This window comes from Vibrio quintilis, assembly GCF_024529975.1.
Taxonomy (GTDB): Bacteria; Pseudomonadota; Gammaproteobacteria; order Enterobacterales; family Vibrionaceae; genus Vibrio; species Vibrio quintilis.
Window position 1 is genome coordinate 994,474 of the sequence record NZ_AP024898.1, and the last position, 23,456, is coordinate 1,017,929.

The window sequence follows — 23,456 nt, forward strand, 5'->3', positions numbered from 1 at the left end:
ATTATTAGCCGAATATGGAGGTTATATGAGTCTTTTAACCGCATGTCATTTATCAATGGAAAATAAACTTTTAACTGAAGAAAGTCAAAGCACCAACCAAGTTCTGATGGTACGTCCACATAAGTTTCGCGTCAATACGCAAACACTTTCGGATAATGCCTTTCAGCAAATATGCTCAACACAAAGTGAAGAAGAAATTGAGAACCGAGCCTATTTAGAAGTAACACAAGCTATTGCCATTCTTCGGTCTCTGGGGGTGAAAGTGAAAGTGTTCGAAGACCGAACAGGAAATACACCCGATTCAGTGTTTCCCAATAACTGGTTCAGCACTCACAATGATGGAACACTGAATTTGTATCCAATGCTTGCACAAAACCGACGTCTGGAGAGAAAAAAGAGCATTATTCGTTTTCTGACTTCAAGGAATACCTATAATCAATTAAATGACTACAGTCAGTACGAACACAATGGAAAAATTCTTGAGGGAACAGGCTCGGTTATTTTTGATCACATACATAATTACTTTTATGTTGCCCGATCACACCGAACCTCAGATGAGTTAATTAATAAACTCGCCAGCTCGCTTGGTATGCAACCCATTGTTTTCGACACTGAGGATGAATCAGGTAAACCAATATACCACACTAACGTCATCATGGGACTGGGTACAGAATTTGTCGTTATCTGTTTAGATGTTCTAAAGAATCTTTCTGAAAAAGAACAACTTCTTAACCATTTTAAATATACAGGTAAAGAAGTTATTCCAATCAGTTGGGATCAAGCAAAACATTTCTGCGGGAATGTTTTAGAACTACAGGGAAAACACAAAAAAATATTGGCCTTATCTTCCACTGCCTATCAGGCGTTAAACGAAATACAAAAATTCAGACTACAAAAATACGTCTATCTACAACCCATCCATGTTCCGACTATTGAAATGGCCGGAGGCTCTATACGTTGTATGATAGCCGAATTATTCTAATTGAAATATTGCTTAAGAAAATCTATAAAAACACGTACCTTAGCGGGTAGAAGTTTAGTTTCTGTTATAGCGTAAACCGGGACAGGATTAGCAAACCATTGTGGTAGTACCGGAACTAGATCTCCTGTTTCAAGTTCGCTTTCGATGGCGGTTTGTGGAATAAGTATAATACCTTGCCCCAATACCGCCAGACGTTTCATCATTCCAATATTATTCAAAGAAAAGCGCCCATTAATTTCCACTGACACTTTTTTGTTACCATCGGTTAATACCCATGTTTTCATTTTGGGAAAGCCAATACATTGATGATGTTTAAGTATCGATGGATGATCAGGTACTCCAATTTTTTTTAAATAATTGGGGGAAGAATACAATTGCCCCTGAAACTGGGTCAGTTTTCTTGCTATTAAAGTAGAATCAGGTGATTCACCAATACGAATAGCTACATCAACATTCTCTGTAACAAGACCTGCTCGTCTGGGACTCATATCAAGTTCAAAGTTTATATTAGGATATAGTCTTACAAATTCAGCAAGAGCAGGAGCCAGATAGACAGTAGCAAAATCCACAGGAACTGATGCTCTCAACAAACCACTTGCTAATGTTGCCATATCACCAAGTTGTTCATGAGCAAGGTTAGCCTCTGAAACAATTCGCTTACAACGTTCATAGTAAATCAATCCTGCTTCAGTAAACTCTACCTTTCTTGTTGTTCTATGCAATAAACGAAGACCTATTTCACTTTCTAGGTAACTGATTCTTCGTGATAATGTCGAACTTGGCATATCTAAAGCGTCAGCAGCTCGCCGAAAATTCATATATTTTCCAACTTCCACAAACAGTGCCATATCACTCAATATGTTCAATTTAATTGTTCCACACATGCATCAATGAACTATATTTTGCCATGTTTATCTTTTTAATTCATCAGTCATACTTATAAAAAGTATCAATAATGACTCAAACAATAAAAGTTCTTTAACCATGACTTGTCGCCATTGTTGTCCAAGCCATTAACTACTGGTTTGTTGACGGCTTCTGCTTTTACTATTTTCCTACATTGAATACCTAAGCCTTAATGAACCTACCAAGTTGCCAATGATGTAGAAATCAGCCTGATTGGAGCCTGTAGGATAGCTCGATATATATAGAAATAATTTCCTCTCACAAACTTCCTTAACTGTATCATTTTTTGAGAAAACAAGAACTTTGTCAGAAATAGATGCGTCTATAGCTTCCACTTCCTTGAGACCTATATTTTCCGCATCAACAAATATGAATCTCAAATATTACTCCTTTATGTTTTAAGTATGTAACGCCCCAATCAATTGCGCATTGCGCGGTGACTAAAGCGTTTGAAAAACTTCGAAACGCAACCACGAAGATTGACTGCGTCAATTGCATTGGATTGTTAGCTTTATGGTCTGCACAAAACTTTAGGTCGGACTCCAACCTCAATGCAAGAAGAAACAAATGATGACATCAACCATAACAACTGGTTTTCGTGAGAAGTTAACTTTTTAGCTTCAGCTTTATGAATCAATTGTTCGATTTTTGATTTTCGAACGAAATTAACAGCCAAAACAACTTCTCGTTGGCAATTTGGGGATGACATTATATCAACAATATTTTTCTTTAAATGTTCAAAATTGTCGTATTCACCTCGAACTCGAGAAATATTAGAAATGATACTCGGCGGCTTAGGTTGGCCCTTTGGAGTCCGAATAGAAGGTGAATATCCCTTTGTCCACAATTTTCTCTTGCTTGCAATATTAGAATCTGATAGATAAACCTTACCTAAATTTTTTATTGCTTGACCAACGACCTCTTGCATTTCGCTGGCACCGTTTGACTCTTTAGGTTTAGCTTTACTATGGACCAAAGCAACTCTAGGTGCACCTGACTTCACTTTGTTAAAAATGAAATGATCCGCCCATTCTTGACTTCCCAAGTCATCACAAATAATAATATTCGATGATTTTGTATAATATTTTTGTACTCTATAGAAAAGCGAATGGACAGGAAAATCCACACTTTTTTTCGTAATGAACTTTTCCCCTTTTTCTGTTAAAGCCCGTTGAAAAGAATCTACACCCTCATATATTCCAGCGATATATTTTACATTTTGAATCATATTTGAATCTCTATACAGTCTTTTCCCTGTATAGAAATAACTTAAATCTGAAAATGTTATATCAAAGCAACCTTTCAAATTCAAAAACGACATTAATGTCATACTAGTGTTTTTATTATTATCAAAAACGCTATATTCTGACAAAGCAGAACATCGCAGGCTAAATGTTTTAGAGTTTTTAATTAATTCAAAGAAATCCCCTAATAGTTGATATCTATTCTTAACAGAACCCTTGACTTCAAAGAATTTTTTACCTTGTTTTATTAATCTATTTTTTCTTGTATTAGAAATTGGCTTTGATTTAAAATTTAACTCTAAATTATTACCAATATTTTCCATCAATCGACTAATATTAATCAATACAGCTGTAGGTAAAATATTTTTTGGTAAATCAATCAATTTTATAGATGATGAAAATTGCTCCATAAACGGAGATACAGTGTTACTTTCAACTCTGGTTTTGAAATCAATACACCAATCGATTATGTTTTCAATATCACCTTTTTCTGAATGCTCTGTTATACGACTGGTGTTAACTGATATTGAATAATTGTTATCATTTTCGCTAAATTTAGCTGTTCTCGGGATTAATCTATGACTATTGAATGTTGGTAGTGTCCCCATAAGATCATGGGCTTCATATGATTTTCTTAAAATATCATATTCTCCAATAGACATACCATTCACAGATAGCTTTTCACAACAGAGATTATCAGACTGATTTATATAACTTGAAAGCTCTCTGCTAGTAAATATATCTAAATACTCTTTTAAATAACCTGATGGATCTGGACAATTTTTTTTCAAAACTGCTAAATATTTTTCGAATTCAACAAAAATAATAAATCCGTGCTTTATTTCAGATATTTTATTTCCTTTAATAAACGTTGGTTTACTTTTAATTTTAAAACATGCTGATGATATCTTTGCACTATTTCCATTCGTTGTAAAAATATCTTTCCTATATTCACAATTTAGAAAATTACCAAGTTTTTCCTTAGAAATCTCTTTAATGCATTTTTTCATCAACTCTTTTGATAAACCTTTTTGCAATTTATAGAATTTTGCAGATTTGGGAATATCATAATCATCTAAATCGATTTTCACTAAACCTCCTGAATAAAGCTAACGCTTAGCACAGCGGCAACCCACCGATGCCCTCGCGAATTTATAACTTTAAACAGCGACTGCGAAGCTAAATTTAGTCCGCTGTTGCGCCTTGTTAAATAAAGTTTCTAATGTAACCGATTAAATGACAACGTCTTTTTACTAACGACAGTCATGCGGTTACAACAAGTGCTGCATTCGTCAGAGTTACCAACGACGAGCTCGCCACAGCACCAAGCCGTTTTGTGGTTATTGAACCGTGCCGCCCGAGAATGCTAAATAAGCTAATTGCCACTGCTCGATGCTAACGGACAACTTTAGGTCACTGGCATATTGGCGATTACGTAGAAAATTAAACGGCAATTTCACCAAAGAACAACCGAACTAGAAGCGCCACTTTTGTAGGAGAAAGCGATTCAATTGCAGCGAATGACCAACCCACTACTAATAAATTTGCGGTGTTTATTTGCAGCTATTTAACAGTCTTTTTTCAACGGACAATGTCCACATTTTGCAGAGATAAAATATGGACATGATGACTGTAATAGCCTGATTAATTGCCCGATATTTCAGATAATGAATACAAATGTGGAACATGTCGTCTTAATAAGACTCATCATGACACTTGAAGAAAAATAGTCAACCAAACACATAGAGTATGTGTATTCGAGAAAGGAAAATTCCACGATTTTTGGCATAATCGCAAACCGAAATGGGGCAAAAACATGCTAGATGTGATTGCTCCCCCAAACTACTTCTATTTTGAATGAGGATACATTCTTAAAAAGAAACATAAATTATCTTTTCATTACTCTTACTGAAATCATCTTCCCATTTAACAAGAACTTTGTGTTTAGATCGAGTTCCAAGGCAAGAACTAACCCATAGCTCCGTTCCATCTCTGGGTTCTAGAATCTCGTATGGAAACTTATCGGCCATACTGGATGATGCTCCAAGTTCATCACCATCAGGAAATTCTAACCTAACATTCTTTGCCGCATTTGCACCAGAGTTAAACACTTTAAGCTTATATTTCCCTTGGCTTAACTTAATAATTCTCGCACCAATATCAGCCTTCTTGGATTTAAGAATTTCCCCCTCTTCTTTAGCCAATAAACGCTTATTAAGAGCATCTTGGTTCTCATTTACTTCCTTTTGATGCTCATTAAATTTGTTGGACTTGTACATTGAGTAAATTGAAAGGGCAAGAGCAAGTGTTGATACAACTTCACTGTAACCAAAGTCCATTACTTAAACCTTATGTGTTTGTTACCTTTGAACATGCTTTTTAGTTCTTTCTTAAGATCACCAGCGAACTCTTGACCAATTTCATCCACCTGAGCTTGAATTAATTCACTATTTTCTTCTTGAAGTTGTGCTCTTGTTGTTTCATAGCCACAACAAGAACACTTGACGATATGGGTATCATCATCTGAATATTCGTCTTTTTCATCAGTTATAAATTCTGTCCCGCCACATGTAGGACACATTAATGAAATTGAACGATTATATTTATCTGGATTTATTGGCATATAACCCTCAAAGGTATAAAAGTAATTCTTACACCAATAATACTACTATTTGCATATATTTGTATAAATCAAAATGATAAATGCCAACTAGGAACCAATTGAGCATCAAAAAATAGGTCAAGAATTGATGAGAAAGCCGAATTGGAACTGATGCTAGCTAATAATGGGGCACTTCTGAGCTACACAGCCTAGTCAGCACGAATCTGGACATTTCCAAGTTATCGCTTTTGCTAATTTAGCTGATCACGGATAACTTCAAGTATTGCATCAATCAGCTCCTGCCCCCCCATAATAGAATGCATTTTATTTTTGGCCGGTATACACAATAAAAAATGCCAGAGTACGGGGGCTCTGGCAAAAGAAGCTGATCTATATCAAATGAGTTGGAGCAACTCAATATGATATCGACACCAACAACAAAAGCAGCAACCATTTTTGATCTTTTCCGGCTCCTGACAAGCTCGTATAAACGGAAAAGACCCTAAAAGTATTAAAACGCCGTATTCATAGACCAATATTCTAGGCTAATACAGCCTAGTCTCTTTACCTTAAAGAAATCGAATAGTGAGCAATGCCATTTCCATAACGGGTTAAAGCGAATACGTATGTGTCAGATAATTTACTTGCGACTGAAACGAGATGGCCGGGGCTTTCCGTTTTCATGAAGCCTGTTATTGGATGCTTTAACTTACCGTCATCATCAAAACAGTGCTCGATAACGCTATTCTCAATATAAATGGCGTCTGGTTTCAGCTTTTCTTCAGGTTCGAACAAATGAGAATTATAGTTATATTCATCGAGTAACCTAGACAGTAAATAATAGAAATCGTCAGCATCAGTGAGCTGTGATTTATAGTTTTCAGTTATTTGACTAAGTTCCCAAAGCTTACTTTCTATATCTCCGCACTTTTTTCGACCTAAAATTATCAGAATTTTTATTTCTTTTTTAATACAAGCATATTGTTTGAACTTTAGTCGTAATTTCAACCATTTAGATAGAGTCGCATTTCTTTGATTGACCGGAAAAAATCGCTCTTGGTAAGCAATTTCAAAATAGAGATGTAGCAAAGCATTAGTTGCTATTACTGATAGAGCGCTGTGGTATTGGGCGTTATTCATTTAAAGATTCACAAAAACAATTCTTGTAGTGTTTCAGCCAGACAAAATTCATCGTTATGATCTTGTTCTGTCACCATATCAGCATGTTCTTTCACTGTATCATCTGCATTTTGCATCGCTATACCTAAGCCAACAGGTTTTATCATAGATATATCATTATGGTTATCACCGACTGCAACACACTCATCTAATGAAATATCTAGAGACTCAATGTATTGAGCTAACCTACCGCCTTTGGTGTTCCCAAATGCTGAGAAATCAACACGATCTACCCAAGAACGTTCACCACTAAAGTAAGTTCTTACAAAGTCTGTATTTAAAAAATTGTCAACATTGCCACCTTCTACCACAAACTTCCATACATATTCTGTAGATTCAAGTTCTTTATAAAAGTCATCAACTTCGAGAATATTAGGCCTAAAAGATTTAGGGAAAGAATGAGACCACTCTAATAAAGGCCCTATATATTTAGCAGTAGGACGCTTGCCAGAATACAACATTGCATCTGCTACATACATCAATACGTTTAAATCATGTTCTTCAGAAACATCAAGAAACTGTCTAGCCAAGTCTTTATCGATAGAGTTTTCAGATATAACACCATTGTTCAAAACGTCATAAATATATGTTCCATTGCAGCAAATTATTGGCGTCTTTAGGCCTAACTCTCTATGATAAGGTAGTGCTGCAACATGATGTCGTCCGGTAACGATCATCACATGGGTAACCTCAGAAATTGATTTAATTGTTTCAGTTAAAACCGGACTCAACGTATGCTGAGAATTTAGTAGCGTACCATCAAGATCTAATGCCAATAATTTATAATGCATTTCCTTCTCTTCCTGTCTTTATCTTAACAATCACAAATCGACCTCTTATATGATCAACTACTGCAATATACTTATGAAGTACTTCTGATTTATTTTTAATATTAGAACAACAAATTAAATTTAATTACCTATAGCCTCACTAAGCTAGTTTCAATGAGGCTATCGATAACATTTACAAAAAACAATTACATATATAAAATTGCTTTAAGAATATAACGCAATTGTTATCTCTGTTTTCCAAAAGCATCTGCCGCACGCAATGCAGCTAAAATTGCTTCAGGGGAGATTGGAAACGGTTCATTGTGCATGGTTTCGCCTTCTTGACATGACGCTTTTGCTACTTCCAATAATTCTTCGTTTGTTACTTCAGTTAAACCAATCTGAGCGAGAGTTGTTGGTAGTCCAACGTTTTCACAGAAAGTATAAACTTCTTCTATTAGGCTAGGATCACGATCAGTAAGCATTAGCATTGCTAATGTACCAAAGGCTACTTTTTCTCCGTGCCAATATGAGTGAGTCTGCGGTAAAACAGTTAAACCATTATGAATAGCATGAGCTGCTGCTAAACCGCCACTTTCAAAGCCTAAACCAGATAAAAGAACGTTGGCTTCAATTACATGTTCAAGAGCAGGAGTAACCTGGTTATTGTCACAAGCTGCTTTAGCTAGAATTCCATACTTCAATAGAGTGTCATAACACATTTCTGCTAAACCAAACGCTGTCATAGGACCAGGTCTAGTGGTCATATTTCCAGCCCCTTTAATTCTGCAATCTTCAGCTTCGAACCATGTTGCTAAGGCATCCCCCATGCCTGAAACCAAAAAACGAGAAGGAGCATCAGCAATAACTTGGCTATCAACTAAAACAAGACTTGGGTTCTGAGGAATCATTAGGTAACGCTTGAAAGTACCTTCGCGAGTATAAATTACTACAAGAGAACTACAAGGAGCATCTGTAGCTGCTAGGGTAGGAATAATTACAATAGGTAAACCAAGTGCCGCACCTGCTGCTTTTGCTGTATCGAGAGTTTTACCCCCCCCCATACCAACAATAACATCTGCATTAAACTCACTAGTTAATGCTTGAATACGTTCAATTTCTTCGTCACAGCATTCGCCACAAAAAACTTCAGAACGTGCTTGTACTTTCTCAAAAAGTAATTCGTCAACTTTTTCTCCGAATAAATTATTAACTGTAGGATCTTGAACAATAAAAGCCCGTTGACCAAATCTCAAAAGTTCATCAGCTAGACATTCATCTAATGCATTAGCACCTTGTACATATCGGCTTGGAAAAATAGCGGTAGTTACCATGATAGACTCTCTATAAATTTATTAATGATTAATTGAACTTAATTTATCTTGAGCGGAAGGATATCTAGAGGAGAAGCATATGCTTCTCCTCTAACTTCATATGACTATTCTAAATTTGCATGTCTAGAGAACATTTCTTCATCAGACATGTTTTTGCGAATTTTAATAGTCAGAACAACACTTTCTAGAGTTATGAGAAGTAGCTGCTCAAATAACGAGCCCAGAGGCTGAATGGTTGATACAGTCCCTTGGCCTTGCTTACTTTTCTGTGTAGATCCAGGTAAGGTCACAACTGTTGACGATAATTTTCCGATAGTTGATTCTGGATAAATCGTAACGAGTGCAACATTTGCGCCTTGTGCTTTAGCTTTGTTAGCCATAGTTACCAAGCTGCCTGTTTCACCGGAACCTGAACCAATAATCAAGAGATCACCAGTTTGAATAGATGGTGTCGTAGGTTCACCGACAAAATAAGCGGTAAAGCCTAAGTGCATCAGTCTGTTAACAAACGCTCTTGTCATGAAGCCCGAGCGGCCGGCTCCTGCTACGAATACTCGGTTAGACTTTTGAATGAGATCTGAAATGTTATCAATATCTTCCTGACTAATACGTTCAGCGGATGCTTCCAGTTCTTTTACAATACTAGTGACAACTGAAGTTTCGCTTTCTTTTACGATACTTGTTACAACTGATTCTTTCATGTTATTGATTCCCCAACATAGCTTCCTTAATCGCTTTTGCTTCAGCTTTAGGATCGTCTTTATGTGTAATACCTGAACCAACAATTAGAATTGACGGATTTAACTCAACGTACTTAGCTGCGGTTTGGGCATTAATACCGCCAGCAACGGACATTTGTGTAGTTTTAACGTGTTGAGACATAACAATTAGGTCATCAAGTGGTTCACGACCAGCTGCCTGTTGATCTGCACCGGTGTGTACCGCCAAAATATGAGCGCCGACTTCTTCCATCTCTGCAATTTTTGATGGCATATCCTCTACACAAATCATGTCTACTACGATTTTTTTGCCGTATTTGTTAGCAACTTCTACGCAGCCTTTAACTGTAAGGACATCAGTAACACCAAGTACTGTCGCGTAATCTGCACCGGCTTCAAATGCGAGTTCAGCCTCGTAATAACCAGCATCCATAATTTTCAAGTCTGCTAATACTTCTTTTTCTGGGAAATGTTTTTTTATTTCTCTTACCGCTCTCATCCCTTCATCAATAACAAATGGTGTGCCGACTTCAATAATATCAACATAATCACGTACTTTTTCGATCATCAGAAGAGCGTCGACTAAGCTAATATCATCTAGTGCTAATTGTAATTTCATTTTATTTTCCTTTGATTTACTCAATTCTTTATATTCAGCTAATACTTTTCCAAAAATCACTGAACCACTTTCTAGTCCTGTGAAATGAGAAATGGAATTTTCTATACCATGTTTTTCAATATAATCTTGAAGTTCTACAGCTTGTGAGTCTTCTGAATTTTCAAATAAAAATACAGAAGCTATAGCTTTAGGCAAATACGTTACATTACCAACCAATTTTTCATAAGAAAGGCATGGTGCAACGAGACGGTCTGTTACATCTAACTTCCTAATTGGAGAACGACACACTCGTTTAATATCATCTTTCACAATATCTAACGTAAATCGCTTCATATTCTTATCAATAAAAGCTTGTAGTTCTTCGGATTTAAAGCCAAATTTTTCTATTAGGGCTTTAGCAGACTCAAGCATTATAGAGCTGACAAGATCATATAACTCTGGATCAGCAAATGCTTCTTGAACATATTTATAGCCTTTAATAAAACCAAGATAACCTGCGGCTGCATGTCCACAATTACAAATGTATAATTTTCTTTCTAGATACATTGTTAAGTTGTCTGTGTAATCTGCACCTTTAATTGGCTCTGACGTTGTATCTGCCAGCTTATTCTGCTCTATAACAAGTTCAAAATAACTATCAATATCAAGATATTGATCTCCATCCCTTGTATTTGTCAACGCTAGCCTATCTACGGATGTATTAGCAAAACAAGCGATTTCATTTAGTTCATTTTCGCTAATAATATTACTGTGTTTTAAAATCTCATTTTTTAAGCGATCCGACGCATACAGTGCGTTTTCACATGCCAATACATTCACTTTTGGACATTTTTTAATTAATCGCTTTTTTAGACCTTCTGCAATTATCTTAGAAATTTTTGACAGATTATCAGCCCAAACAGAAGTAGTGATAATATCACCATTACAAATCTCATTAATAACTGATTCGGAATCAGATATTGGAGAAATCGCTTTTACATTATCAATAGTTTTCTTTTCATATCCTTTATCTAAAAAATAGATATCATAAGAATTACTACTATTAATAGATGCTACAAGTTCTTGACCTACTTCTACGAAAGTTATTTGATAACCAGAATCATGAAGTAAATCTCCAATAAAACCTCTACCTATATTTCCTGCACCAAAATGAACAGCTTTCATTCTTCAAACTCCTCAAATATTTTGACAACATCTTCCGCTGATTGTGCAAGGATTAATTTTTCAATATTATCCTCATCTGAGCAAACAATAGCGATCTTCCCTAGAATATCCATATGAGTGCCATCCTTACCTGCTATTCCGATAATTAATCGGACTTCATTCTCCTCATCCCAAATAACAGGTTTAGTCGTTCTTACAAAAGATATTCCAGATTTATTAATTAAATTTTCTGAACCAGAAATTCCATGAGGTACAGCGACACTATTCCCAACATAAGTAGAGATAACTTCCTCACGTTTCTTCATTGCTTCTATATATTCTTTTGAAACATAACCATTTTCATTTAATAATGAACCAGCGAGTTCAATTCCAGAATTTAAAGAAGACACATCAATATCCAGAGATATATTATTGGTATCAAATATATCCATATATAAACCTCTATATTTATACTTAAATATTTTATTTATACATTAGCATTAATAATCGAATTAACATCAGGACCTTCGTTATTAGCATTAGACTGGATATGTTCTAAAACCCTGTCGTATTGTTTTGCTTCAACGAAATTCTTAATTGAAATAAACTGAGTTTGTGGATTCTTAGCGTTTTGACGCGCTCTATCTAACAAATCGGCGTGAGTGACAACTAGATCAGCATCATCTGGAAGTTTGCTTACTGAAGCGTTAGCGACTGTTACATCAAGCATCGCTTTTTTCGCTCTAGTACGGAGGACTGACGCTCCCATTGCACTTGATCCCATACCAGCATCGCAGGCGACAATAACTTTTGAAATCTTACGATTGGTTAGGTATTCGCTAGCTCCTGCAACATTTGATGAAATAGCGACTTGTTCTGCATGCTCTAGCTCAATTTCACGCTCTAATTCTTCACCATCGTTTACTTCTGACTTATCGAGCTTCAATAATGCGCCCGCAATAATGAATGAAACGAGTAGACCGGCGAAGTATCCCAACAAGTTAACGCCGAAATAGCCTTTTGGTGTCATCATAGTAAATGCGATGATACTGCCAGGAGAAGGTACTGCTACAGTTCCGCCATCAAAAGCCTGGAAAATGAATAGCGATGTCATACTTCCGAAAATTGGAGCAATAACAAGTTTCGGTTTCATTAGGACATATGGGAAATATACTTCTGCGATACCACCTATCATTACAATAAATGTCGCGGCTGGAGCTGTTTTCTTAGCTAACCCTTTACCGAAAAGGCAATACGCAAGCATAACTCCGACTAAAGGACCACTATTACCTTCAACAAGAAACAAGATTGAACGACCATGCTCTACAACTTGTTCAATTCCTAGAGGCGCCATAATTCCGTGGTTAATTGCGTTGTTAAGGAATAAAACCTGTGCCGGAGCTACGAAAATACTGGCTAAAGGAATAACACTGTGAGCAATAGCCCAGTTTACACCGGCAGAAAGGAAGCCTAGGATAACCGAAAATAGAGGTTCAACTATTGCGTAACCAGCCAGCATCAAAATGCCACCAATGATCCCAATACTAAAGTTATCAATTAGCATCTCAAGACCAGGTTTTACTCGGCCGACAAGCCAATTATCGACTTTCTTCATAATTAAGGCTGCAAGAGGACCCATGACCATGCCGCCGATGAGCATGGTTACAGACGCTCCAATAACAACGCCTGTTGTAGCCAGAGCACCAATAACACCACCTCTGGAGCCATGAACAGCATGACCACCGGTATAACCGATCAAGATAGGCAATAAATAGGTAATCGTTGGGCCAACGAGTTTTGCAAAGTATTCATTAGGAAGCCATCCAGTGGGTATAAATAATGCTGTGATAAAGCCCCAGGCAATAAACACACCAATATTGGGCATGACCATACCACTTAAAAAACCGCCTAATTTCTGTATTTTTACTTGTAAGGTACTTGGTGAAGAACTCATTTTGTTTACTCCATCAATATTAGATTAATTAATTATTTGTAGTTTTTTTAATTTACTTTCATAAATTTTAAAATCAGTAATCCGCCCACAATTGCTATTGCAACTCTGGAAATAACATATATAGCTATTACACAAATTATCTTTTATAAAATTATCAAAGATTACATCTATAGTTACCTATATAACTACAGGTGTTATATAAATATTCTTTAACTTGTATTCATATGAATAACCCTCGGTTAAATCGTTTAATTTTATTTTAGATATGATTTTATAGAACCTATTTATACCATTACCAAATATTGGCTATTAGCTAATAAGAACTTCGAATATAAATAATTTCTATTCTCCAAGCCCGCTTTGTATCCCTTCATCAATAGCTTTCAGAGCTAATTTCGCATCATGACCTTTCAGAGTAACCAGAATTTCATGTCCGCACTTAACACCGCACGTCATAAGTTTCATCAAGCTTTTAGCATTTTCAGGTTTACCATTTGAGGTCAAATTAGTAATGCTTATATCACTATCAAATTGCTTAGCAATCTTAACCAGCATTGCACCAGGTCTAGTATGTAAGCCACTCTTGTTTTCAATTGTAAATTTAGCTTCTAATGCTAAGTCATTTTGTACAGTCATTGTTTCATCGCCATCAAATTTAATCTAAACACACTTCTTAGAATGCACTTTACATGCCAACTTATAATTAATATATTTTTCATATACTTATAAGGTTACACTTGATGTGTTTTGAAGTGTATGGATATAAACCTTAAAGTTTTAACGGGGAAATGAAACACATACACCGTAAGATTTTATCTATATTCTCACTTGGTGTGATCTACCATGATATCCGTAGCCACGTCGAAGATATGTATGGCATTGATGTCTCTGAAGCCTATGCCAATACTTGACTTGACGAAATAGCAACAGAAGGAGTTCATGCAGACTTGAATCCTGTTTATATGTGAGTAAAAAAGTTACGAGATGGCGCAGGATCGCTTAGAGACTATGATGGGGCAGCTATACCCAATCATAATTCGTTATTGACAGAAAAAATAGGCAAAACCGAGGGGGAGGATCAAGAATGACAATAGCTTATTTCAAGTGCTAAATGCAGGGATATTGAGTGCTTCTAAGAAATGGACAATGCCAATCCAAAATTGAAAAAATGACATTGTCTAAACCGGTGATTCACTTTTGAGGTAGGCTGAATGACGTATTAGATATCTAGTTCAAATTAACTACTCATTCCAGTTGATCCTCAGATATCAAAATTATTTATCATTAGTTTCCGTATTAGCTTTATGAATTTCATTTACAGTGCCAATTTTATTTTTAAAAAACTTAGCAATGACTCTTAACTCATAATCATCAATATATACGGAATGTCTTTCACTAAAAATATGAACATTTTTCACTAGTACGTCATGTAGATTTTTATCAATAGGTATATCTTCTATTTGTTCAGTATTCTTACTTTTAAGTCCTGAACATAACCTATCGATAAGACAAGCCATGTGCATAGTTATCCCAATGACCATATTGCTTGTTACCGATAAACTTAGTTCATTTGCACAATTTTCTATAAACATCCTGATAGTTGGAATAACTTCTTCAGGTGAAACATAACTCAATATATTACTCAGAGATTCGTACATTAATCTTGATGTAGTCTCTATATCTATTAACCGTTGTAACTTTGAAATGCCGTCATCAGTCGCAATAAAGTCTGCATCAAATGTGTTAACATTTAAACTTAAGCTTAGTGGTGAAATTGCTGCTATCACTGTATGCGTATGTTGAATTTGTTTAAGATTAGTTTGTAAATCTATTTCATTAGAAAATTCAACAGGAATAACATCTAAGTAATTTTTTCTATAAGAAAATGATTTTTCAATCATATTTTTTAAAACAACAGCCGTTCCTTGACCTGACGTACAAATCGTAAGTATTGCGAGTTTTCGGTCCACACTAGGGATTAGTTGATAGGTACTGGATTTCTGTTCAATTAAGTTACTGACATTCAACACTTCGTTATAAATATCATTGACTTTCAATCCTGCTATTGACTTTTGAACAGCCTCGATCACGTGAAGGGTGCTAACTAATTGAACTGTCATAGTTTTCATTTGTATTTTTTCTTCAACGACCTGTCCAATATGAACAAGTGACCCCATATCTACCATGAGTAACACTTCTGAAACATGAGAGTCTTCTTGTATAAAACTAACTATGTTATCAACAACTATTTGGGGCTTAACATCTAACGGCAAATCAAAACCTTGAGCGATGTCGACACCCATTAATTGATTAGCGGTATCCGAAATAGACGAAGCAGCGGATTCCCCATGCATAACTACAATAATTTTAGTATGGTGGTTTTCTCGTTTAGCTACTTCATCATACAATAGTATCATGACCAAAAAACCAGCTTCATCAATCGGAAGAGTAAGTTCTAGTTGGCGTTCCATAATACGCAATGAATCTAATGCTAAATTAAATAATTTAGGATAATCAAGACGGATCTGGTTTAGATTTGGATGGTAAATTTTCTGATTAGCTTTAACTCTATCGAGAGTCCCTTCTATGTGTTTTGCAAGAGCATATTTAAATTCAGCTCTATATTTTTTGTGCAAAATATTTTCACAGTTTAAAATTATATCTTCTGTAACACTCAAAACCTTACCATCGATAAGGTTTTCTATTCTAAAACTTGAATATTTATTTGCATTTTTTGTACTATTTTTAAAAAACTCCGATATTGCATCATCAATATATTTCACATCCGGAACAACTTCATTATTCCCATCAACTAATTTATTTAACGTATCATAAATAGTATTTTCAGAGACATCATCAGTATAATTGAAAGACTGATTTGGATGGTATATTGCAAATTTTGTTTGGGCAGGGATATAATTATTGTAAATATTTCTATGTTCAACGTTATCAAATAATGTTGATTTTACATGTTCGGGTAAGAGTCTGCTTATTACTCTGATATGGTCTCTTTTCCCTGATATGTAATCAGCATATGCATTCGCACACGCAAATTTTATATCAGTAAGTAGCTGGCCTATATTGTTTTCGCATGGGTATGTCATCAAAGCATTTAAACTATTAGCTGATACACGAATCTCATAATTCAAATGTTTTGCTTCTGCATTAATAAAGTAATTAACTAAATTAACTCGTTCAGAAAAAGTACGCTCTTTCAAGGAAGGTATCCGTATTATCATAGGAAAACGCCTAGTGAATGTACGAAGTAAATGGGATTCAGGTTTTTCTGTAGTCGCAGCAAATATCCGTACATTAGCACGTCTCAGTACATCAGTCTCACCCATCCGTCTATATGTACCTTTATCAATAAAGGTAAAGAACATTTCTTGCCCCTCAGGAGGGAGTCTATGAACTTCATCTAGAAATAATATTCCATTATCAGAACTTTCGATTAAACCAACTCTATTTTCATCTAAACCGGTATAAGCACCTTTTTTACTGCCAAATAACTGAGCCAAAAGCAGTTGGGGATTATTTGCATAATCAGCACAATTGAAAACAGTAAATGTTGAATTTGAATGAATAAGTTTATTGTCCTTTGCAAAATCATATAGCAACTCTGCAAACATTGATTTACCAACACCTGTATCACCTAAAATTAGAATATTCATTCCATTTGGTGGATATAATACAGCGGCCTTTGCTTGCTCAACTGCTGCGTACAAACTAGGGTTATCTTGACTAAATTTTTCAATGATAGTTATATTTTTTAGTTCTTTTAATACATCGCTTGTTCGAAAAAGTACAGGTTTCCCATTTTTTTTAGTAACTTTTCCCATTTGAACAAGTTTATTGAGATCATGGCTAACATTAGGCCTTGAACATCCAAGAATATCAGCTACTTCTTGTGCACTTATACCATCTTTACTCTGACTTTTTAGTAATTGCTTATATACTTGATCAATTCTCATTCTAAATTAGTCTCATTATTTATGTTAACAATTTATTTATTCATTATATTCTTCAAATATTTTTAATATTTCATCTTTTGAATTAGCACTAATCAACTTTTCAATAGTTTCTTTGTCAGAACATACGAGTGCTATCTTCTCAAGAATATCCAAATGATTACCATCTATCGCTGCAATTCCAATAATAATATTTACTTTATTTTTAGCATCCCAAATAACGGGATTTTTAGTTCTAATAAAACATATTCCAGAACTTAGAACCATATCGTTGGAACCTAATATACCATGTGGTACAGCTACACTATTACCAACATAGGTAGAAAAGGTCGCTTCTCGCTGCATCATAGCTTCTACATATTCTTCTTTTACATATCCATTTTCGAAAAGCAAATATCCAGCTAAATTAATTGCCTCCTGAACAGAGTCGATATTCTCATTTAACCGCATATTTTTTACATCTAAAATCCCCATATAATCCCCATAATTTAAATAAAGCCAGTTATTATAATAATTATTTAATATTATTATTTACAATGTGTTTTAATACACAATCATATTGCTCAGCTTCTACAAAATTTTCAATTGAAATAAATTGTACGTCACTATTTCTAGCGTTTTGTCTAGCTCTATCTAACAACTCAACATGAGTGACAACTAAATCTACATCATCTGGAAGTTTACTAACTGAAGCATTATCTACCGTTAAATTAAGCATCGATTTTTTTACACGAGAGCGCAGAACTGATGCTCCCATTGCACTTGATCCCAAACCTGAATCGCAGGCAATAATAATTTTTGAGATTTTTCTATCTGTTAGGTAGTTATTATTTAACAGGTCTGGTTCCAGTTCGCCAACGTTCTCTAATTCAATTTCCTGTTCCAATTCTTCACCATCGCTGACTTCTGACTTATCGAGTTTCAATAAAGAGCCCGCAATAACGAATGAAACGAGTAAACCGGCGCAGTATCCTAACAAGTTAACTCCAAAATAGCCTTTTGGTGTCATCATAGTAAATGCGATGATACTGCCTGGAGAAGGTACTGCTACAGTTCCACCATCAAAAGCCTGAAAAATGAATAGCGATGTCATACTTCCGAAAATGGGAGCAACAACAAGTTTCGGTTTCATCAGGACATATGGGAAATATACTTCAGCAATACCACCTATCAATACAATAAATGTCGCGGCCGGGGCTGATTTCTTAGCCAAGCCTTTACCAAAAAAACAATAAGCGAGCATTACTCCAACTAATGGGCCACTATTACCCTCAACAAGAAATAAAATTGAGCGACCATGTTCGATGACTTGTTCAATCCCAAGAGGCACCATTATTCCGTGATTAATGGCGTTGTTAAGAAATAGAATCTGAGCTGGAGCCACAAAAATACTAGCCAAAGGAATAAGGCTGTGAGCAATAGCCCAATTTACACCCGCAGAAAGGAAACCTAAGATAAGTGAAAATAAAGGTTCAATTATCGTGTAACCAGCGAGCATCATAATGCCCCCGATGATACCAATGCTAAAGTTATCAATTAGCATCTCAAGGCCTGGTTTTACTTTACCAACAATCGAGTTATCGACTTTTTTCATGGCTAAAGCTGCAAGAGGCCCCACAACCATACCACCAATGAGCATGGTTACAGACGAACCTATGACAACACCTGTTGTAGCCAGAGCACCAATAACACCTCCTCTGGAGCCATGAACAGCATGACCTCCGGTGTAACCTATCATGATCGGCAATAAATAGGTAATCGTCGGACCGACCAGTTTTACAAAGTATTCATTAGGGAACCATCCAGTAGGTATAAATAAAGCAGTGATAAACCCCCACGCAATAAACACTCCAATATTAGGCATAATCATGCCACTTAAAAAACCACCTAAACTCTGTATTTTTACTCGATAGTTATTCGATAAAAAACTCATTTTAACACTCCAGAAATACATTAATATCAATTAGTGTTAATTGTTAATAATCAAATTATCTTTTATAAATTCTAAAAGCTCTAATCCATCCATAGTTGCATATGTTTCAACTGGAATAATATGAACTTTCCCCTTAATGTTATGCCTATTTAGTAATTCATCCTTTAAACAAGATAAGTGTGGTGCTATTAATATTTGATCGAACTTTTCTATGCTATTATTCCACATACTTATTTCTGGCGTTACTGTCACTTCATAACCTAAATTTTGCGATTTTATTGCTTTTTTCAATGAAATAGCCATAAAGGTAGTAGATGCACCTGTTCCGCATATTAGTGTAATAGTTTTCAACTGAATCACCTCTTAGGTACAATAACATTATTCGCCAAGACCGCTTTGGATCCCTTTACTAATAGCTTCTAAAGCACTTTTTGCATCGTGTCCTTGTAGGGTCACTAGAATTTCATGTCCGCGTTTTATGCCACAGGTCATCAACCTCATTAAGCTTTTGGCATTCTCAGGTTTACCGTTTGAAGTGAGATTAGTAATGCTAATATCACAATCAAATTGCTTAGCAATCTGAACAAGCATCGCACCAGGCCTTGTGTGTAATCCGCTCTTATTTTCAATTATAAATTTTGCTTCTAGTTCAACAGTATTTTCAGCCACTGTTTTCTCCCATTAGTTCGCTTTATCTAAACACATTTCCTGACTTTGCAATTTTCGCGCCATATAAACAACCATTATATTTCAATATGTTATGGCAATGTGTTTTATTGTGTTTATATCTGTTTTATTTTCTATCATAAAAATAAAACAGATATAAACACACTGATTAACTCTCTTGTTCAGCACTCAATGTAACCGGTTACATTGAGTGCTTAATGCATCAATATTTCAATATAGCTCACGAATAATAGTGAGTATGATCACTAAACAAGGTTAAGTAGCGCGAAATATCTTATTTCTACGTTGTGGATTAACAGTTGCTATCAAACCTTTTCATCTCTGAAATTTTCATATCAGGTATTAGCTCATTTAGTGACATACAGATTAGATAAAATCAGGCAAATGAACTGGTGTACTACAGTCGTTAGTTCTGTTATTAACACCGAATGGGGCAAAACTCATTTACAGCATAAAACCTAAAGCGCTTCTGTCCCAATTAGCAAAAAGGTATATTTTTATTTATGTAAAGCCCCATAAGATAAGGAGTTAGAATGAAAGTCTACCTTGATGATGAACGTCAAAGTCCAGAAGGATGGCAAAGAGTTTACTGGCCCGAGGAAGCCATTACCTTACTTAAGCAAGGTATCGTTACTGAAATTAGTCTCGACCATAATCTTGGAGACGATGAACATGGCACGGGCTATGACGTGATCCTGTGGATTGAAGAGGCAGTTGCAACTCAAGGATTTCAACCACCTTTAATCCGCATTCATAGTGCTAATTCATCAGCAAGACAGAAAATGGAATTCGGTATCCGCTAATATCCAACGATTAACTACGTAGGATTGAACTAGGTCAGGCTCTGCTCTTTCTACGTAAGTTGAATTACATATACGACAACGTTTACTGCAAAAATTGCGGATACTTTTACGAAGAACCATATCCATTTTCTTTTGTATGAATGATAAATCGCTTGTTTAACTTCTTGTAGATCTCTCAGCAAGCACTGTTCTTGGTACGATAAAACCCCATCAAGTATCTTTTGCGCAGTTCCTGATTTCCACTGTTCATATAATTTTAATCGTTCAAGAGAAGGGAAATCATCAGTACAATTTCCGCTTCCAAAGGAAGCTAAAATCTGGTCTACGGTTCGTCTTTTTCTCAAAAGCATCGGCATTATTCCAATAAGTTAATTTAATAATTAGCTGATTTTAAAGCTCTTATTTTAGCGATTAGCTCACTAGTTACTCCTTTCCCAAATTCTGAACGTAAGTGACGCTCAGGATAGGGTTGTAATAGTTCTTCAGAGCCAATTTCTCCGCAAACGTACCATTGGGCATTCAATCCATATGCGTGCGCTATCAACCTACGCACTGGATTGTTGTCGTCCATTTGCATCCTGAAAGGTAATTCAGTCTCAGGCGCTAATTCATCGCTGGAGAACACCCCATGTTCAATAAGGTATTCTCGATCGTAAGAACTCCCCAAAGGGTAAAGTAATAGCCCTGCTTCTGACGCTGCATTTCTTAGCTTGTCAATAGCTTGAAAATCCGGTTCCACCATTTCTAAAAGTGTCTTTGTTCGGGTATTGAACCATTCTTTATACTTGGCATGTACAGATCCATTATGATGAAAATATTCATTCGAATAGAACAAACTAAGCACGTCGAAATATAGAATCTTCATTGAGAACCTCTAATTCACATCAGGCATAGTTAAAGTGGTGCTTCATGAAAAAATCCAGGTGACATCCTCTTTCTAGAGCTCTTTCTTCAATTTGCTTCCATAAAACAGGCAAATAGGTTTTAAGAACTTCCGCATCCGATTGATAGTATTCATCCTTACAGTCACCAGCTGCGGCTTTTAGCCAGTCCGTGGGCGTTAAAATGGTTAGCCCTTGATGAAAATACTCAGGTATGGCCCCACGAATGATTTCTTCACTACCGCTAGCAACATAAATTGTGACTCCTTCCCCCGTCGCATAATAATGGCTAACACCGATGTAGAACATATCAACTCCTTAGAAGTGTATTGCTTGATGAAACATCATCGCCGATTATAAAAATGCTGAAACTACACGTTCACGAAATCGTCCCAACCAGATCTCATCAAAAATATCGTCAGCCCCACGACCTGGTGAGGAAGGTTTGGATTGAATCCCCCAATCTAACTGGCTATATCCTTTGATAGTTCTTGCGGGCACGGATTCAACCTCACCGCATTGATTTGTTGCTTGTAACTCTGGTGCGCACTCTTCTTTACCGATTTTGGCAAAGAGACAGGTTTCAGGAATGTCATGCTCTATACGCTCCGCAAATTCAATTAAATTTTGCTCTGCAAACGTATAAAGCCAGGCTTGCTGATTTGGACTATCGTTGACTCGCAATATCCGGCCAAGCACTTGTCTAAAGTAAAGTTCTGTTTTTACAGAGCTGATATGACAACACACTTGTAGACGGGGAATATCAGTACCTTCGCTTATCATGCCGACACTCACAATCCATTGGGTCGTTCCTGTTTGATAAGCCTTAATTTCAGATTGAGGATCATCATGATGGTAGGTTACTAATGTTGCTGACTGACCAAATTTATCAGTCAATATTTTTTGTACTTGTTTTGCATGCTTCACCGATGACGCAACAACAAGACCTCCTGCATTAAAAGACTCTTTCCGGATTTCATTAAGTTTCTGGCATCCTAAGCCGAGGACATACTCCATTGCTTGAATATTATGAATTACATCCTGATACGACGTCTTTGATTGCTTAAGGAGCTCAAGAATAGAAGCAAATGATTTTTTCTCAGAACCTTCTGAAATCGTCAAATGTTCATTATCAACCAAAACTAATTTTGGCTTGCGGCAGACATTGTCAGCTATAGCTTGGGCTAAACCATACTGATAATCACAAAATAGCTTGCCTTCCGGATCACTATATTCAGCCAAAACAATCGGAAATTTATCTGAACGCCAGGGAGTTCCCGACAGAGCTAACGTATAGGTAGCAACACCTTGGATACGAGCTAATATCTGTTGTCCCCAAATGTTGGCTCTGTCTGGTTCATCGCCAGAACAATGATGTATTTCATCAAATACAACAAGCAACCGATATTTTTCAATGGTTCGCCAAAAGTCATCGCCTAAATACTGGATAGACTGATAAGTAAGTGACTGACCAATTGAGCCTAGACTTCCGTTGAATGGACAATTGATGATTATCGAAAACGTAGCCCTCATGCCATCAGCTACAGCAACAGAAGGTGAAAAACAAAGAATGAGATCAATCATCCCCTTATCGAGTAATGTCTTAGCCAGTGTCGCTGACATGATGCTTTTACCGGCTCCTGGTGTCGCCTGACAGAAGAAATGGTTAGAACCAGATTCGTATTTTTCCAACGCCTGAGCAACACATTCTGCTTGCCATTTCCTTAACATA

General features: G+C 36.1%; 23 protein-coding genes. 3 read left to right on the forward strand and 20 right to left on the reverse strand.

The window, feature by feature from the left end:
- The first annotated feature begins 25 nt into the window (after positions 1-25).
- Positions 26-982, forward strand: coding sequence for a citrulline utilization hydrolase CtlX (ctlX, locus tag OC443_RS22945; protein WP_262021737.1), 957 nt, complete (start codon positions 26-28; stop codon positions 980-982).
- Here the strand turns inward: ctlX and OC443_RS22950 are convergent.
- The 12 genes from OC443_RS22950 to OC443_RS23005 all read right to left on the reverse strand — a co-directional run bounded on the left by OC443_RS22950 (position 979) and on the right by OC443_RS23005 (position 14,088).
- Entirely contained in the window at positions 979-1,830 is an 852-nt protein-coding gene (locus OC443_RS22950) for a LysR family transcriptional regulator (RefSeq protein ID WP_262021738.1), read from the reverse strand. The two genes, ctlX and OC443_RS22950, sit on opposite strands and share 4 nt — an antisense overlap.
- A gap of 569 nt (positions 1,831-2,399) precedes the next feature.
- Entirely contained in the window at positions 2,400-4,223 is a 1,824-nt protein-coding gene (locus OC443_RS22955) for a hypothetical protein (RefSeq protein WP_262021739.1), read from the reverse strand.
- Between the two features lie 780 nt (positions 4,224-5,003).
- Positions 5,004-5,471, reverse strand: a complete 468-nt coding sequence (locus tag OC443_RS22960; protein WP_262021740.1) for a hypothetical protein — start codon at positions 5,469-5,471, stop codon at positions 5,004-5,006.
- A complete protein-coding gene (locus OC443_RS22965; protein ID WP_262021741.1) occupies positions 5,471-5,755 on the reverse strand; it encodes an ECs_2282 family putative zinc-binding protein in 285 nt (94 codons plus the stop codon). Before OC443_RS22965 ends, OC443_RS22960 begins: the two co-directional genes overlap by 1 nt.
- Positions 5,756-6,298: 543 nt before the next feature.
- Positions 6,299-6,874, reverse strand: a complete 576-nt coding sequence (locus tag OC443_RS22970; RefSeq protein WP_262021742.1) for a DUF2913 family protein — start codon at positions 6,872-6,874, stop codon at positions 6,299-6,301.
- Positions 6,875-6,882: 8 nt separating this feature from the next.
- Positions 6,883-7,704, reverse strand: a complete 822-nt coding sequence (locus tag OC443_RS22975) for a Cof-type HAD-IIB family hydrolase (protein ID WP_262021743.1) — start codon at positions 7,702-7,704, stop codon at positions 6,883-6,885.
- Between the two features lie 224 nt (positions 7,705-7,928).
- Positions 7,929-9,017 (reverse strand): glycerol dehydrogenase, encoded by a 1,089-nt coding sequence (locus OC443_RS22980; RefSeq protein ID WP_262021744.1) that lies wholly within the window; start codon positions 9,015-9,017, stop codon positions 7,929-7,931.
- 104 nt (positions 9,018-9,121) lie between these two features.
- Entirely contained in the window at positions 9,122-9,718 is a 597-nt protein-coding gene (gene hxlB / locus OC443_RS22985; protein ID WP_262021745.1) for a 6-phospho-3-hexuloisomerase, read from the reverse strand.
- Position 9,719: 1 nt separating this feature from the next.
- The gene (gene hxlA / locus OC443_RS22990) at positions 9,720-11,519 is read right to left on the reverse strand and encodes a 3-hexulose-6-phosphate synthase (RefSeq protein WP_262021746.1); all 1,800 of its coding nucleotides are present in this window, start codon (positions 11,517-11,519) and stop codon (positions 9,720-9,722) included.
- Positions 11,516-11,950, reverse strand: a complete 435-nt coding sequence (locus tag OC443_RS22995; RefSeq protein WP_262021747.1) for a PTS sugar transporter subunit IIA — start codon at positions 11,948-11,950, stop codon at positions 11,516-11,518. The genes hxlA and OC443_RS22995 overlap by 4 nt, the downstream gene beginning before the upstream one ends.
- Before the next feature lie 35 nt (positions 11,951-11,985).
- The gene (locus OC443_RS23000) at positions 11,986-13,452 is read right to left on the reverse strand and encodes a PTS mannitol transporter subunit IICB (protein ID WP_262021748.1); all 1,467 of its coding nucleotides are present in this window, start codon (positions 13,450-13,452) and stop codon (positions 11,986-11,988) included.
- Positions 13,453-13,794: 342 nt separating this feature from the next.
- Positions 13,795-14,088, reverse strand: a complete 294-nt coding sequence (locus OC443_RS23005; protein WP_262021749.1) for an HPr family phosphocarrier protein — start codon at positions 14,086-14,088, stop codon at positions 13,795-13,797.
- Between the two features lie 152 nt (positions 14,089-14,240).
- On the opposite strand from OC443_RS23005, the gene OC443_RS23010 reads away from it, so the two are divergent.
- Complete coding sequence (locus OC443_RS23010) at positions 14,241-14,363, forward strand: hypothetical protein (RefSeq protein ID WP_262021750.1); 123 nt, start codon at positions 14,241-14,243, stop codon at positions 14,361-14,363.
- Between the two features lie 363 nt (positions 14,364-14,726).
- Here OC443_RS23010 and OC443_RS23015 read toward each other — a convergent pair whose 3' ends face one another.
- Genes OC443_RS23015 through OC443_RS23035 form a run of 5 tightly spaced genes read right to left on the reverse strand, consistent with a single transcriptional unit; the run spans position 14,727 to position 20,022 of the window.
- Positions 14,727-17,423, reverse strand: coding sequence for a sigma-54-dependent transcriptional regulator (locus OC443_RS23015; protein WP_262021751.1), 2,697 nt, complete (start codon positions 17,421-17,423; stop codon positions 14,727-14,729).
- Positions 17,424-17,459: 36 nt separating this feature from the next.
- Positions 17,460-17,894 (reverse strand): PTS sugar transporter subunit IIA, encoded by a 435-nt coding sequence (locus OC443_RS23020; protein WP_262021752.1) that lies wholly within the window; start codon positions 17,892-17,894, stop codon positions 17,460-17,462.
- 40 nt (positions 17,895-17,934) lie between these two features.
- Positions 17,935-19,353 carry a PTS transporter subunit EIIC gene (locus OC443_RS23025; protein ID WP_262021753.1) on the reverse strand — a complete coding sequence of 473 codons (1,419 nt, stop codon included), beginning with the start codon at positions 19,351-19,353 and terminating at the stop codon, positions 17,935-17,937.
- 36 nt (positions 19,354-19,389) lie between these two features.
- On the reverse strand, positions 19,390-19,704 hold the full coding sequence (locus OC443_RS23030) for a PTS sugar transporter subunit IIB (RefSeq protein WP_073586197.1): 315 nt from the start codon (positions 19,702-19,704) through the stop codon (positions 19,390-19,392).
- A 27-nt stretch (positions 19,705-19,731) separates the two neighbouring features.
- On the reverse strand, positions 19,732-20,022 hold the full coding sequence (locus OC443_RS23035) for an HPr family phosphocarrier protein (protein ID WP_073586196.1): 291 nt from the start codon (positions 20,020-20,022) through the stop codon (positions 19,732-19,734).
- A 551-nt stretch (positions 20,023-20,573) separates the two neighbouring features.
- Here OC443_RS23035 and OC443_RS23040 point away from each other — a divergent pair.
- Positions 20,574-20,843, forward strand: coding sequence for a cyclic-phosphate processing receiver domain-containing protein (locus OC443_RS23040; RefSeq protein ID WP_073586195.1), 270 nt, complete (start codon positions 20,574-20,576; stop codon positions 20,841-20,843).
- Positions 20,844-21,216: 373 nt separating this feature from the next.
- On the opposite strand, the gene OC443_RS23045 is transcribed toward OC443_RS23040, so the two are convergent.
- The 3 genes from OC443_RS23045 to OC443_RS23055 are packed head-to-tail and all read right to left on the reverse strand — an operon-like array spanning position 21,217 to position 23,455.
- Positions 21,217-21,708: a hypothetical protein gene (locus tag OC443_RS23045; RefSeq protein WP_073586193.1), complete on the reverse strand. Its 492-nt coding sequence runs from the start codon at positions 21,706-21,708 to the stop codon at positions 21,217-21,219.
- Positions 21,709-21,727: 19 nt separating this feature from the next.
- Complete coding sequence (locus OC443_RS23050; RefSeq protein ID WP_073586192.1) at positions 21,728-22,033, reverse strand: hypothetical protein; 306 nt, start codon at positions 22,031-22,033, stop codon at positions 21,728-21,730.
- Between the two features lie 45 nt (positions 22,034-22,078).
- Positions 22,079-23,455, reverse strand: a complete 1,377-nt coding sequence (locus OC443_RS23055) for a DEAD/DEAH box helicase (RefSeq protein WP_073586191.1) — start codon at positions 23,453-23,455, stop codon at positions 22,079-22,081.
- Between the last annotated feature and the right edge of the window lies 1 nt (position 23,456).